Raw genomic sequence first — 13,286 nt, forward strand, 5'->3', positions numbered from 1 at the left:
TGTCCTGCAAGCAACAACCGGGCCAATTGCCTGTGGCCGGTTGCAAGCTTGTGCACTGCAATACTACCGCAATAACTTCGACAAAGTGATCATTTTATGTCCACGCCCTCTTCCATGAATTTAAATCGATTTAAAGCCTGTTCGCTTTCCGCCATAGCGATGTTGCGGGGACGCCAAAAGAGCGCTATGGAACACCGCAAGTTCCGGGATCGGACTTCTTTCTTGAATGAGTTGCTGCGGCCAAGCGGCAACCACACGGCGAATGGTGGAAAATGACCGAGGCAAACCGCGTAGTTTCCGTTGGCAATGTAACCTTCAGCAACGAGGCGCCATTCAGCCTTATTGCCGGCCCGTGCCAGCTCGAAAGCCGGGAACATGCGCTGGAATGTGCCGCGGCTATCAAGGAAATCACGGATCGTCTCGGGATCGGCGTCATTTACAAGACGTCCTATGACAAGGCCAACCGGACATCCCTTGGCGGGAAACGGGGCATTGGCATGCAGGATGCGCTGCCGATCTTCGCGGAAGTGAAGGAAAAATTTGGCATGCCGGTGTTGACCGACGTCCACAGCCCCGAGCAATGCGCACCGGTTGCGGAAATCGTCGACATTTTGCAGATCCCCGCATTCCTTTGCCGCCAGACGGATTTGCTCGTTGCCGCTGCGAAGACCGGACGTGTGGTCAACGTCAAGAAAGGCCAGTTTCTGGCCCCTTGGGACATGAAAAATGTTCTCGGCAAGGTGACCGGGTCGGGCAATTCCAATGTGCTGCTGACTGAACGTGGTGCCAGCTTCGGCTACAACACGCTTGTGACCGACATGCGCTCGCTGCCAATCATGGCCCAGACCGGTGCCCCGGTCATCTTTGACGCGACACACTCCGTTCAGCAGCCCGGCGGGCAGGGCGCCTCTACCGGCGGCGACCGGACCATGGTTCCTGTTCTTGCCCGCGCAGCCGTGGCAGTCGGTGTGGCCGGTCTCTTCATCGAAACCCACCCCGATCCGGACAACGCACCGTCCGACGGTCCGAACATGGTCCCGCTCGATCAACTGGAAGCGTTGCTGGTACAGTTGAAAGCTCTCGACAACGTCGTCAAGGCGCCGGCTGCAGCTGCAGAATAACGAATTTTGGCCGCACCTCGTGTGCGGCTTTCTTTATGGAGCAAGAGCTCCTGGAAAATCCGCCGGTTCCTTCCGGCTTCCGAATGGCCGGAACCTCTCCGGCACACTGTCAATTCAGGCACATGCGACAAGGGAGTTCTTTCCATGACCGCCATTATCGATATTATCGGCCGTCAGATCTTTGACAGCCGTGGCAACCCCACAGTTGAAGTCGACGTTTTCCTGGAAGATGGATCCTTCGGGCGTGCTGCGGTTCCGTCTGGCGCTTCCACCGGTGCACACGAAGCCGTTGAGCTGCGCGATGGCGGCGACCGCTTCATGGGCAAGGGCGTCCAGAATGCCGTTGATGCGGTGAACGGAGAGATTTTCGAAACCGTCGGCGGCCTGGATGCAGAAGACCAGCTTCAGATTGACCGGGCGATGATCGATCTCGACGGCACCCACAACAAGTCACGACTTGGTGCCAACGCAATTCTGGGTGTTTCGCTTGCCGTCGCCCGCGCTGCCGCACAGGCATCCGGACTGCCGCTCTACCGCTATGTTGGCGGCACGTCTGCCCGCACTCTGCCGGTTCCCATGATGAACATCATCAATGGCGGCGCGCATGCGGACAATCCGATCGATTTCCAGGAATTCATGATCATGCCGGTCGGCGCCGAGTCGCTCAGCGATGCCGTACGCATGGGATCGGAAATTTTCCACACCCTGAAAAAGGCGCTGAGCGCAGCCGGTCACAACACCAATGTTGGCGACGAAGGCGGCTTTGCCCCCAATCTGGAATCCACCGACGCCGCCATCGGATTCGTCATGAAGGCCATTGAAACCGCTGGCTACAAGCCGGGCGAAGATGTCTTCCTGGCGCTCGATGCAGCATCGACCGAATTCTTCAAGGACGGCAAATACGTGCTGGAAGGTGAAGGCAAGACGCTTGCACCCGAGGAAATGGCGAAATATCTCGCTGACTTCGTTTCCCGGTACCCGATCATTTCGATCGAAGACGGTCTTGCAGAAGATGACTGGGACGGCTGGAAGGCCACGACCGATCTTATCGGCAACAAGTGCCAGTTGGTTGGCGACGATCTCTTCGTGACCAATTCCGAACGTCTGCGCAAGGGCATAGACCTTGGTGTGGCCAACTCGATCCTGATCAAGGTCAACCAGATCGGAACTCTGTCCGAAACGCTGGACGCGGTCGAGACCGCCCACAAGGCTGCCTACACCGCAGTGATGTCGCACCGCTCAGGCGAAACCGAAGACAGCACGATTGCCGACCTCGCGGTTGCTACCAATTGCGGCCAGATCAAAACCGGTTCGCTGGCGCGGTCCGATCGGCTTGCGAAATACAACCAGCTCATCCGCATCGAGGAAGAACTGGGAGCACAGGCGGTTTATGCCGGTCGTTCTATCCTGCGCGGCTAATCTTTAGCTGACAGACAAACGAGAAAAGCCCCGCACACTGTTGCGGGGCTTTTTTTGCACTCAGAAGTTCAATCAAGCAATCAGTTTGCTGTTGCCGCCTGTGGATCGGTCCGGGTTTCATCCGCATGCAGAAGCGCTGCAGCAATCGTTTCCGGTTTTTCCGCCCCTGCCAGAACAAACCTGCCGTCAATGATGAAACAGGGAACGCCCGTAATCCCGGATTTCTGCGCATTGGCAATTTGAGCCTCAACCTTGTCGAGGTCCGTCTCCGTTCCCAAAAGATGTTCCACCAGGTCGGACTGCATGCCCGCTTCCTCAGCGATGCGCACGAGAACCTCGGGGCGGGTCAGGTCTTCACCATCCAGGAAATAAGCCTTGAACAGCAGCTCCACGACTTCATCCTGAAGGTCGTCGTCGCGCGACCACAGAATCAGCCTGTGACAATCAAGCGTGTTGGGCGACAGGGTAATGTCCTCAAAGGCAAAATTGATGCCTTCTTCCTGTCCAGCAGCCCGGATCTGGTTGTAAAAAGCATCCGCCCGTTCCAAACCACCAAACTTGTCGCTCAAATACTGCTTCCGATCCTTGCCGGTCTTCGGCAAGGTTGCATCGAGTTGAAATGGATGCCAACGAACCAGTACATCAAGCTGCGGAACCGATTTCAACGCCGCTTCCAGGCGTCTTTTGCCAATAAAGCACCAGGGGCACATCACATCGGATACGACATCGACGGTGAGAGCGGATGATAAGGTCATCGGACATCCAGAACGTTGGAGGTGTTTCTGTCAGGCTAAAGGCTCTGACAAATATGCCAACCCCAAATTAGCGGCAGTGTTAAGGCAAATCCCAAAAGTTGCCGCGGAAGGCACATCTGGTCACAGAACTGTGTGGGTGAGGATCGAGTTGATTCTCTTTTGCAGTCTGGTGGTACCTGCTTCATTCTTCAAGACAGCAACCGGCCCGAAGTCCTTTACAAGACAGACAAGGTCTTCGTCCCTGCTGGTCGCGTCGGCGATGGAAAGCAAGGTCGTGTTAATGTCTTCCAGTTCCTCGGAGGAAGTGACGGCAATACCAAAGTTTTCCGGTTGAAGCCGCATTTCCCAAAGATCGAGCCCACGCGCGGCAAGGCCATTGCTGCAGGCCTCAAGATAACTGGTATAGTCCTCCACACCGAGACCGCCATGATGGATCTGCTGGCGCAGCCACATGTGGCTTTCTGCAAGAATCCTGTCGGCGAGGCGGCGCCTTTTGCCGAAGCGGATGGCGGAGTTCAAACGGCGAGCGAGGGTTTCCTTGCGGTTTTCACCGACCAGCACGTCCGATGCTCCATTTCGGAAAAGTTGAACCAGGTCTTCCTCGCGCTCACAGACAGCCAGAACCGGCAAACCCGCGAAACGGGCATCCCTGCGGATCTGCTGCATATAGTCGACGGCATCTTCAAAGGGCGCATCAATGACCACGGCGTCAAATGCACGCTTGGACATGAATTCGACCGCCATGTTGCCGTCGAATGCACCGACAACCTCCACTTTCTCCTCGCTGGCGTCCTGCCATTCAAGAAAGCGCCCACTGAGGCCGACCACGAGCAGGCTGCTGGTGCCGGAATGATGCGGAGCACTGCCAAAGCCCGGTATCCTGCCAAAGATACGCCTGCGGAGCTGGGCCTCTTCCGAGCGGAGCAAAGCGCGCTGATGGATGCAAATCAGCATAAGCAGCACTTCGTCGGGGACAACCTTGTCGATGATTGCTGTCGCCTGAAGACCAGGTGGCAGGACATCGTCACTGCCGGTCAGAATGTAGAAGGGAACTTCGCTGGCGAGGCTTCTGATCTGCGGAAGCAGCCAGGAAAAGAAATCATCGCGCCTGTCGCTGTCGAGACAGCCGATATCGACTACGATCGCAGCAGGCAACGCCATGGGGAGTTTGCTGCGCCGCTCGAACATGTTGACGAGCGAAACATCTAAATCTTCGGGCGCATCCCCATTGCTGCTTCGCCTGGGCCGTCGCCCCGCATACCAATAGGGGCCACGCCAGGAAAGCGAAGTTTCAACATCCATTCCTTATATCCACCTAGGCCACGGCAGCAGGCAATCGCTGTGTCCGCATTGTCAAGCGGTCCCGGCTGATCGTTCCGTCCTCATTCCGCGGCAGAGACTGTAAAATCAGCACACGATGGGGGATCTTGGCAAGGTCTACGCCTTCGGCGTCCAGATAAGCGAAAAACGCTCCCGCATCCGGCACACTCCCGGTGTGGGGAACGAGCGCTGCATACATCCTCGCTCCAAGGAGCGGATCTTCCACGATGAAAGCGGCAGCTTCCTTGATGCCTGGATAGCTGCCGTAGACAACATCCACCGTTTCAAGATTGCCAGTACCAAGGGCATATTGCCCGGGTATGCCGAACCCGGCGATGCCACCATCCGCCAGTTCGACTTTGATATTGGTGTTCAGGAACCCGGTCCCCTCCCAGCGAACGCGTCGTTGGTCGCCATTGATGGTTCGCCAACCGACATCGGGAACAATTGGTCCCTTTACCAGCAGCGTTGGGGTTTGCGTTTCCACCTCATCGGTGACCGCAATTTCTAGAAGGGCTGGCCCGCTTTCGCACCCGATTGGCCCGCTATGCTTTCCCAGCGCGGTCGCCTTCATCTTCGCCGATGGTCCTCGCGCTTTGGCCACGAGCGCGAATTCATCCGCGATGTGAAGGTCGATGAGGCGGCGCCGGGCAACGAAAGTCGTGGGGTGGGGCGCTGCAATGTTCCAGGCGGCAAGCACCGTGGTCCTGATGTCCTCAAGTTTCCTGTCGAGCGTCTGAGCAAGTGGGCCTGGCGTCATCACGATATCCGCCTGAACATCGTTTGCATGAGCAGCAAGGTTTGCAAGGGAGGTCGGATGATGCAGATGCAAGGTGCTGCCGGTCAGCAACCAGGGAACCAGTCCTCCGCCAAGGCCGGTCAACCCGCTGAGGGAGTAGGGAAGTACCATCACGCTGGCATCCCGCACATGAGCTTCCTGCACAATCATCTGAGCAACCGAAACCCAGTGATTGTGACAACGGGTCACCGGAACATTTTCCTCGCCGCTGCGGCTCCAGCAGATGGTCGCCGTGTGGTCGGCCGGGTCGGGGCGATCTCCGGGAGTGAACTTCAGTTCCTCACCCATTTCCGCAAGCATCGGCCCCAATTCGATCAAACCGTCGGGAATGTCCTTTCCGAGGCCGAAGACAAACCGCAAAGAAAAGAGGTCCGCCGCGACATCGCGTGCAGCAATGCCGACATCGCGAGTTTCGACACGGTCAGCGGCGATAAACCCCTTGGCACCTATGGAGTTCAGGGCCTCCAGAACGTTTTTCTGGCGCCAATGCAGCGGCAGGGGTGATACGATCAGGTCGGCGCGCAACGCGGCCAGGAGAGCGATAACGGTATCGACCGTATTGGGAGCCTGAACGCCGATGACATGATCGGTAGAAAGCCCGACCGTCGAATAAAATGCCGCAAGACGATCGATTTCCCGGTCAGCGTCACCGTAGGTCAAGCTCCGCGGTGAACCGCCAGTCCAGGTGGCTCGGTCAGGCGCATCGACCAGGGCAAGTCGATCAGGGTGTTCTGCGGCCGTCTTTCGGAACAATTCGTCAAGCGGCACATCGGACCAGGCTCCGCTTTCATGATATTCCTTGGACAGGCTTTCAGGCGTGGCTTTCATTTTGTTCTTCGTCCATTGGTCCGATTATTGTGCCGCAGCTGACCACCAGGTGTCGTACTCATGGCCATAAAGAGACTCGTTCTGCGGCGGAACGAGTTGTTTCCAGTGGGCAACCCAGTCGTCCGCGACATGGTAGAGCGGAACAGCGTAAGCGCCCGAGATGAGAACCCGATCGAACGCGCGAACAGCGGCAATGAAGTCGTCCCGGCTGCGAGCGCCAACAATCTCGTCGATCATCGCATCAATCGCCGGTTCCTGTGCACCGACGAAGTTGAAGGATCCTTCCGTTTCAGCAGCTTTGGACGACCAGCGGCCGTATTGCTCTGCTCCGGGAGACAGCGAGGCGTACCAGGTGTTGAACACCATGTCGAAGTCACGCTTCGTCCTGCGATCTTCGAACTGGGAGGGATCTACACTGCGCACGCTGGCCGATATGCCGAGCAACTCCAACGTCCGGATGTAGGCAAGAGCCAGTTTTTCCTCGTCTTCGTTCTTGGCAAGAATTTCAAAGGAAAGCTGATTGCCGCTTTCCCCATGCTCAAGTTTTCCGTCTTTCAGACCGTAGCCGGCCTTGCCGAAAGCCTGTAGCGCGGCTCGCAGAACCTTCCTGTCCCGCCCGGAGCCGTCAGCTTCTGCCGGACGCCAGGTGCCGTCCATGACTTCAGGATCAACAGCGTCGGGGAAGGGGGCCAGCAGTTCCTTTTCCCGGTCGCTGGCGGGACGGCCGATCGACGACAGTTCCGAATTGTCCCAGTAGCCTGCCGTACGTGTGTAGAGACCATAATAGAGGTTGCGGTTCACCCATTCGAAATCAAACAGCATGCGCAGCGCCTTGCGCACGGCCGGATCGGAGAACTGCTCTCTCCGTGTGTTGAAGGCGATTCCCTGCATCGCGGCCGGGATACCGAGCGGGATTGCCCGCTTGAGCACTTCGCCATTTTTCACGGCCGGAAAATCAAGTCCGGTCGCCCAGCGGGCAGGGTCTCGAAACTGAAGCGCCTGCACCAGTCCTTTCTTGAAGGATTCCTGCAAGGTGGTTTCATCGCGGAAGTATTCGATCCGGATCTCGTCGAAATTGTCAAAACCGGCTTTGACCGGCAGATCCTTGGCCCAATAGTCAGGGTTCTTCTCATAAACGACAAGCCGACCCGGCTCGATCGTCTTGAAAGTGTAGGGGCCAGAACCGACTGGTGGGGTCAGTGAGGACTTATCGAAATTCTCCGCATCGGTTTTGGCCTTGGAATAGATGGGCGCCAGGGCAATCAGCAAAGGCAGCTCCCGGTTATCGCCGTTTTCAAACACCAGCTTGAGGCGGTTCGGTGCAGTCACCTGCTTTTCGGTGATCGCCGCGTACCAGTTTCGATAAGGCGGACGTCCCTTGTCGCGGATCACCTCCAGCGAAAAGATCACGTCGTCGACGGTGACAGGAGACCCATCGGAAAATTTGGCATCCGGATTAAGCTCGAATTCGATCCAATCCCGGCTTTCCGGCATGCGAACGCGTTGAGCAAGCAGCCCGTAAAGCGAAAAGGGTTCCGCGTAGGAGCGAACCATCAGGCTTTCCAGGATGTTGTTGCCGAATTCGCGTTCACGCATGCCGCGCGCGGACGTCCACCCACCCTGCACGATAAAGGAATTCAGACTGTCGAAAGTCCCCTGAACGCCCAATGTTATGCTTCCGCCCTTTGGGGCGTCCGGATTGGCATACGGAAAGGGTTGGTCAGGACCAAGAGCGGGTGTACCGTGCATGGCAATGGCATGGGTCCAGGGAACAGTTTCGTCGTCCGCACTGGCAGGCGCGCCGAGTGTCAGCGCCAGCAGACAAACTGACGAGGCCGTTAAACCGATCGCCTTGCCGGCATGAAGAAGAAGACCGGAAACTATCGAAATACGCATCACCACCGCCGGAGATTCTGTTGATTCTCGGCGTTGAGAGTAGCACAGGGTTAACGTGGACGCGCCCTGGGCAAGCAACAAACCGCAAGATATTCAGGTTTGAATTCGCCATTTGCGGTGCGTTGCAAATCGGCCACCCTCTCGCCCAAATTCGGTGTCTTACCATAGTTTAACGGTTTGAATGGCGTTACGGGCCTTGCGGTTGGTTCCGGAATGCCCCAGAACAACGCGAAAGTTTCGTACACGCACGATTGAGGACGTTTCGATGACGAGTGTTTTGAAAAGAGGATTGTTCGGATGTGCAGTAGGTGCATTCGTAGCCCTATCTTCTTTTGCTGGTGCACCCGCAATCGCCCAGGAAGAAAAAAGCCCATGGACGAAAGCGTGTAACACCAATCCGAACACGCAGAAGCAAATCTGCTTTATTTCGATTGAATTGCGCACCAATACCGGACAGTTCCTGAGTAACATTGCCATTCAGGAAACTGAGGGCGAAGCCCGCAAGAAACTGCTGGTCGCAGTACCGACCGGCGTTCTGATCCAGCCCGGTGTGCGCATTCAGATCGATGATGGCAAGCCCGTTCAGGGTAAGTACAGCATCTGCGCACCCAACGCCTGCTATGCCGAATTGGCAATTGATGAGTCTTTCATCAACACCATGAAGCAGGGCGGTGAGATGATTGTGGCTCCGTACAACCAGCAGGCCAAGGAAATCGTCTTCAAGATGACCCTTATCGGCTTCACCAAGGTTTACGATGGCGACCCGATGAACCTCGCTGAACTTCAGAAGCGTCAGGAAGAACTGCAGAGCGAATTGCAGAAGCGCGCCGACGAAGCCCGCCAAAAACTGATCGACGCCCAGAAGCAGAGCCAGTAACAACCTGTTTCGTTAGAATTGAAGAAGGCCGGAACTGTGAAAGTTCCGGCCTTCTTTGCATTTGAATTTGGTTCCAGCAGACAGAAGCGGACATTCCCGCTTAATGGATCTCGACACTGCGTGGCAGATAGGATCCGTCGGTCTGTTCTTCGAAAATCTCTTCAACCTGCGGATGGCGCACCGGCTCACCGGTCATGTCCGGTTCCAGGTTCTGTTCGCTGACATAGGCCACATACTCGGTCTCCTCGTTCTCTGCGAGAAGATGATAGAACGGTTGGTCGCGCAGAGGACGTACGTCTTCCGGAATCGCGTTCCACCATTCTTCCGTATTGCTGAAGGTCGGATCGACATCGAAAATAACACCGCGGAAGGGGTAAATCCGGTGCCGGACGACCTGGCCAATTCTGAATTTTGCCGTTCGCATGGTTACTCGTCCGCATACTGCATGCACTGCCGGGATACCGTGTCGGCAGCCGGCGTGCAAGCATTGTAACATTAAACCTTAGACGACGAGCCTTGCGAAAGTCTAAAGGCCATAGACCTCCGCGAGTTCCGCGTCCTTCGATGCAACCAGTTTTGCGAGATCGACAATGACCTTTGCCTGTTTCCAGGTGGCGTCATCCTGCATCTTGCCGTCGATCATCACCGCACCGGTGCCGTCGGGCATTGCCTCCAGAATTTTGCGGGCAAAGTCGACTTCACCCGGATCGGGGGAAAAGACCTTTTTAGCGATCTGGATCTGCGTTGGATGCAGTGACCATGCGCCAAGGCATCCCATCAGGAACGCATTGCGGAACTGGCTTTCGCAGGCTGCGGCATCGGAAAAATCACCGAAGGGTCCGTAAAAGGGCTTCAGACCGTACGACAGGCAGGCATCGACCATCTTGCCGACCGTGTAATGCCACAGATCCTGCTGGGAGGCCGTGCGGCCACCTGCACCGTCCGCATCGGACAGGACAGCGTAATCGGGATGGCCGCCACCAACCCGGGTGGTTTTCATTCCCCGGGAGGCCGCCAGATCCGCCGGGCCCAGGCTCATGCCATGCATGCGCGGGCTGGCCGCCGCGATCTCCTCGACATTCTTCACCCCTTCAGCGGTTTCCAGAATTGCGTGGATCATGATCGGTTTGGAAAGGCCGGCCTTGGCTTCAAGCTGCGCCAGCAGTTGATCAAGATAATGAATGTCCCAGGCGCCCTCCACTTTGGGAAGCATCACAACGTCGAGCTTTTCACCGACGGCAGGCACGATTTCGAGCATGTCGTCCAGAAACCAGGGGCTGTTGAGGCAATTGACCCGCGTCCACAGACCAGTGGTGCCGAAGTCGTTTTCCTGAGCCATCTGGATGAAGCCCCTGCGAGCGTCTGTCTTGGCGTCTGCAGGGATGGCATCTTCGAGGTTGCCAAGCACGACATCGACGTTCTGGATCAGGTCCGGCACCTTGGACCGCATCTTTTCGATATGCGGCGGGACGAAATGGATCATGCGCTCCAGCGAAACGGGAAGGTCGCGATAAGGGGCCGGTGCGCCGATGGCGAGCGGCTTGTAGAATGCGCTTGGGGTTTTCATGAAACAGCTGTCCTCCACCAGATTGAGGAATAGCTATAACGTCAATGCTGCGCTGCAACCATACCCCGAAAGGAGAAAACCTAATCGTCTTCCCCACGGGCTGCGGCAGCACGCCGGGCCTGTTTGAGGGCAGAGGTTTTGCCAGGAGGCGCCCACTTCTTGTGGATCCACATCCATTGTTCTGGATGTTCGCGGATCCAGCTTTCAAAAATTGCGTGGATGCGCGCCGTCGCCACCTCGATATCCGCTTGCCGGTCTTCCGTAACGGGAATCTCGACGGCCTGGGCTTCGATGCGGAAATGAACACCCTTCTTGCGCACCACCCGACCGAGAACAATCGGGACATTGCACGACCGGGCAAGCGAGGCCGGTACCGGTGTGGCATAGGCCATCTGATCGAAGAAGGGCACCTGCACGCCGCGCGTTTCCCTCAAATCGCCCATCATCGCAACAATGCCGCCACCTTTCAGCGTTGCCAGTATCTTGCGCGCGGTCTGATGGCTTTTCGACAACAGTCCCCCTTTGTAAAGATCCTTCCTGAGGGCGCGCAGTGCCTTGTCGGCCTCCGGATTGCGCAGGGCCTGGTACACCCCGGTAATCTCGATACCGCGACTGACGGCGGGTTGGACACACAGTTCCCAGTTCGCGCTGTGAAACGACACGAAAAGGCAAGCGCGCTCGCCGTTCAGAACCTGTTTGGTAACTTCATCCGCAACAGCTTCGAACCGGTAGTCCTGTTTTAGAAGACGGTCGATATGGAAGGTCTCTGCTGCCACCCGGCCAAGATTCTCCCACATCCCGCGTACAATCTTTTCGCGCTGTGCGCGCCGCATGCCGGGAAACGCCTTTTTCAGATGACGAAGGGCGCGCTTGTGCCTTGGATTGAACGGCGCCAGCCAGCGCCAGAAGGCCCCCATCACGAAGGAAGCAATGTCCACGGGGATCAGGCGGAAAAGCCAGATTGCCACCGTCAGTGCAACGCCTTCCACCCGGTTTTGCACAGCTGTGAGCTTCGGATGTTTACGCTGCTTTTTCTTGCGGGACATTACGACCGAACGCTCTCATGTTGTCCGCCCGTCTTCAAAAGAGGGCTCTCCCGACCTTGTCTGGCTGATTGGGGCCTTGCGATGCGCCCTCAGACCTGATTGGAATGCGGGTCACCGAGGTGACCTCCAAGTCACGCGTCCATATCCAAGCCAGGCGCAAGATGCAAGCGCCTTCAGACCCATGCAACCGCCACTCAGCGCGTCGTCTTCTTCTTTGGTATTTGAATGCAGAACGTCATTTCACTGGCTCTTCCGTTTTTCGGGCTGATCCTTCTTGGGTTCGGGGCCGGCAAGATCAAGAACCTGCCTGAAGCGGGTCTGAGCTGGATGAACTTCTTCGTGATCTACCTGGCACTTCCGGCGCTTTTCTTCCGCCTGCTTTCGGAAACGCCGATCGAAGAGCTGGCAAATGCGTCCTATATCACCGCCACGACGTTCACGACCTACATCGTGTTTGCAATCTCGTTCTGCATAGGAGTGGTGGCAACACGGGGCAACATCGGCGAATCCACAATCCTGGGCATCGCCGGAGCCTATTCCAATATCGGTTACATGGGCCCCGGTCTGACGCTGGCTGTTCTCGGTGAACAGGCGACCGTACCAACAGCGCTTATTCTGGCCTTCGACAATGCTCTCATGTTCATACTTGCGCCCCTGATGATGGCTCTGGCAGGCACCGACGACGATTCGATTGCCGGTACCTTGAAGAAGATCGTGGTGAGGATCTTCACCCATCCCTTCATTCTGGCAACGATTGCGGGTGTCATAGCCGCCGCGTTCCAGATCAAGCCACCACAGGCGGTGGACACGCTGCTGCGCTATCTCAGCAATGCGGCAGCTCCCTGCGCGCTGTTTGCCATGGGCGTCAGCATCGCTCTTCGCCCAATCGGCCGGATCCCGCTGGAATTGCCGCTGGTACTTGGTGTGAAGCTGCTCCTGCACCCGATCCTAATTTTTCTTCTGCTGACCTGGCTCGGAGGCTTTGATCCAAACTGGGTCGCGACGGCCGTTCTGATGTCCTGCCTTCCACCTGCGACAAACGTCTTTGTCATCGCGCAGCAGTATGGGACTTATGTGCAGCGGGCGTCGAGTTTCGTTCTGATCGGTACAGCGCTTTCGATCATCACCGTTACCGGTTTCATCTGGGCGCTGACGAGTGGTTTCCTGCCAACTGGTGGCTAGGAAACAACATTCAGGACAGGTCAGATCAGGCACAAGGAAACCAGCTGTGAAAGACAATCCGGAGGTCCTTGCGATATTCGACGCCTATCCGGCGGTGATACGTGATTGTCTTTTGGCGATCAGGGCGCTCATTGTCGACACGGCGATGGTCAGGGACGACATCGGCACGCTGGAAGAGACCCTGAAATGGGGACAGGCCAGCTATCTGACGAAGCGACCGAAAACCGGGACGACGATCAGGATTGACCGGGACAAATCCGGAGCAGGGGATGTGGCCCTGTTTGTCAATTGCCAGTCGTCACTGATCTCCGACTGGCGAGCGATGTTCCCGGATCTTGTATTTGGTGGAGATCGAAGTGTTCACTTCTCGGTAGACACACCACTGCCTGAGGCTGCGATCCGGCAGATGATCACTATGGCCTTGACATATCACAGCGCCAAACGCGCTGCCGCGAAACCCCGCTCTTGAAGATGCC

Annotated in this window: 12 protein-coding genes; 5 read left to right on the top strand and 7 right to left on the bottom strand. The window is 56.9% G+C overall.

Going from position 1 to position 13,286, the window contains the following annotated elements:
- Window positions 1-272 precede the first annotated feature (272 nt).
- Both kdsA and eno read left to right on the top strand, forming a co-directional pair.
- The gene (gene kdsA, locus ACYQ54_RS27050) at window positions 273-1,121 is read left to right on the top strand and encodes a 3-deoxy-8-phosphooctulonate synthase (protein ID WP_460087994.1); all 849 of its coding nucleotides are present in this window, start codon (window positions 273-275) and stop codon (window positions 1,119-1,121) included.
- Window positions 1,122-1,265: 144 nt separating this feature from the next.
- The gene (gene eno / locus ACYQ54_RS27055) at window positions 1,266-2,540 is read left to right on the top strand and encodes a phosphopyruvate hydratase (RefSeq protein ID WP_460087995.1); all 1,275 of its coding nucleotides are present in this window, start codon (window positions 1,266-1,268) and stop codon (window positions 2,538-2,540) included.
- Window positions 2,541-2,620: 80 nt separating this feature from the next.
- Here eno and ACYQ54_RS27060 read toward each other — a convergent pair whose 3' ends face one another.
- The 4 genes from ACYQ54_RS27060 to ACYQ54_RS27075 all read right to left on the bottom strand — a co-directional run bounded on the left by ACYQ54_RS27060 (window position 2,621) and on the right by ACYQ54_RS27075 (window position 8,138).
- A complete protein-coding gene (locus ACYQ54_RS27060) occupies window positions 2,621-3,295 on the bottom strand; it encodes a DsbA family oxidoreductase (protein WP_460087998.1) in 675 nt (224 codons plus the stop codon).
- 120 nt (window positions 3,296-3,415) lie between these two features.
- Window positions 3,416-4,597 carry a PleD family two-component system response regulator gene (locus tag ACYQ54_RS27065; RefSeq protein WP_460087999.1) on the bottom strand — a complete coding sequence of 394 codons (1,182 nt, stop codon included), beginning with the start codon at window positions 4,595-4,597 and terminating at the stop codon, window positions 3,416-3,418.
- Window positions 4,598-4,610: 13 nt separating this feature from the next.
- Window positions 4,611-6,242 carry an AMP-binding protein gene (locus tag ACYQ54_RS27070; RefSeq protein WP_460088001.1) on the bottom strand — a complete coding sequence of 544 codons (1,632 nt, stop codon included), beginning with the start codon at window positions 6,240-6,242 and terminating at the stop codon, window positions 4,611-4,613.
- Window positions 6,243-6,266: 24 nt separating this feature from the next.
- Window positions 6,267-8,138 (bottom strand): extracellular solute-binding protein, encoded by a 1,872-nt coding sequence (locus tag ACYQ54_RS27075; RefSeq protein WP_460088002.1) that lies wholly within the window; start codon window positions 8,136-8,138, stop codon window positions 6,267-6,269.
- A gap of 265 nt (window positions 8,139-8,403) precedes the next feature.
- On the opposite strand from ACYQ54_RS27075, the gene ACYQ54_RS27080 reads away from it, so the two are divergent.
- Complete coding sequence (locus tag ACYQ54_RS27080) at window positions 8,404-9,015, top strand: invasion associated locus B family protein (RefSeq protein ID WP_460088005.1); 612 nt, start codon at window positions 8,404-8,406, stop codon at window positions 9,013-9,015.
- A 100-nt stretch (window positions 9,016-9,115) separates the two neighbouring features.
- Here ACYQ54_RS27080 and hspQ read toward each other — a convergent pair whose 3' ends face one another.
- The 3 genes from hspQ to ACYQ54_RS27095 form a co-directional block, all read right to left on the bottom strand.
- A complete protein-coding gene (gene hspQ / locus ACYQ54_RS27085; RefSeq protein WP_094070739.1) occupies window positions 9,116-9,439 on the bottom strand; it encodes a heat shock protein HspQ in 324 nt (107 codons plus the stop codon).
- Between the two features lie 102 nt (window positions 9,440-9,541).
- On the bottom strand, window positions 9,542-10,582 hold the full coding sequence (locus ACYQ54_RS27090) for an HpcH/HpaI aldolase/citrate lyase family protein (protein WP_460088006.1): 1,041 nt from the start codon (window positions 10,580-10,582) through the stop codon (window positions 9,542-9,544).
- An 80-nt stretch (window positions 10,583-10,662) separates the two neighbouring features.
- Window positions 10,663-11,628 (bottom strand): lysophospholipid acyltransferase family protein, encoded by a 966-nt coding sequence (locus ACYQ54_RS27095; RefSeq protein ID WP_460088008.1) that lies wholly within the window; start codon window positions 11,626-11,628, stop codon window positions 10,663-10,665.
- Window positions 11,629-11,853: 225 nt separating this feature from the next.
- On the opposite strand from ACYQ54_RS27095, the gene ACYQ54_RS27100 reads away from it, so the two are divergent.
- Window positions 11,854-12,810, top strand: a complete 957-nt coding sequence (locus ACYQ54_RS27100) for an AEC family transporter (RefSeq protein ID WP_460088010.1) — start codon at window positions 11,854-11,856, stop codon at window positions 12,808-12,810.
- Window positions 12,811-12,856: 46 nt separating this feature from the next.
- Window positions 12,857-13,279, top strand: a complete 423-nt coding sequence (locus tag ACYQ54_RS27105; RefSeq protein WP_460088012.1) for a DUF1801 domain-containing protein — start codon at window positions 12,857-12,859, stop codon at window positions 13,277-13,279.
- Window positions 13,280-13,286: the final 7 nt, after the last annotated feature.

The sequence above is a fragment of the Roseibium sp. LAB1 genome, assembly GCF_054658235.1.

Bases quoted from the DNA above. Each gene is read 5' to 3' on its own strand.
- ACYQ54_RS27075 (WP_460088002.1), bottom strand. From the start codon at position 8,138: ATGCGTATTTCGATAGTTTCCGGTCTTCTTCTTCATGCCGGCAAGGCG.
- kdsA (WP_460087994.1), top strand. From the start codon at position 273: ATGACCGAGGCAAACCGCGTAGTTTCCGTTGGCAATGTAACCTTCAGC.
- ACYQ54_RS27090 (WP_460088006.1), bottom strand. From the start codon at position 10,582: ATGAAAACCCCAAGCGCATTCTACAAGCCGCTCGCCATCGGCGCACCG.
- ACYQ54_RS27095 (WP_460088008.1), bottom strand. From the start codon at position 11,628: ATGTCCCGCAAGAAAAAGCAGCGTAAACATCCGAAGCTCACAGCTGTG.
- ACYQ54_RS27100 (WP_460088010.1), top strand. From the start codon at position 11,854: ATGCAGAACGTCATTTCACTGGCTCTTCCGTTTTTCGGGCTGATCCTT.
- ACYQ54_RS27080 (WP_460088005.1), top strand. From the start codon at position 8,404: ATGACGAGTGTTTTGAAAAGAGGATTGTTCGGATGTGCAGTAGGTGCA.
- eno (WP_460087995.1), top strand. From the start codon at position 1,266: ATGACCGCCATTATCGATATTATCGGCCGTCAGATCTTTGACAGCCGT.
- ACYQ54_RS27060 (WP_460087998.1), bottom strand. From the start codon at position 3,295: ATGACCTTATCATCCGCTCTCACCGTCGATGTCGTATCCGATGTGATG.
- ACYQ54_RS27070 (WP_460088001.1), bottom strand. From the start codon at position 6,242: ATGAAAGCCACGCCTGAAAGCCTGTCCAAGGAATATCATGAAAGCGGA.
- ACYQ54_RS27065 (WP_460087999.1), bottom strand. From the start codon at position 4,597: ATGGATGTTGAAACTTCGCTTTCCTGGCGTGGCCCCTATTGGTATGCG.
- hspQ (WP_094070739.1), bottom strand. From the start codon at position 9,439: ATGCGAACGGCAAAATTCAGAATTGGCCAGGTCGTCCGGCACCGGATT.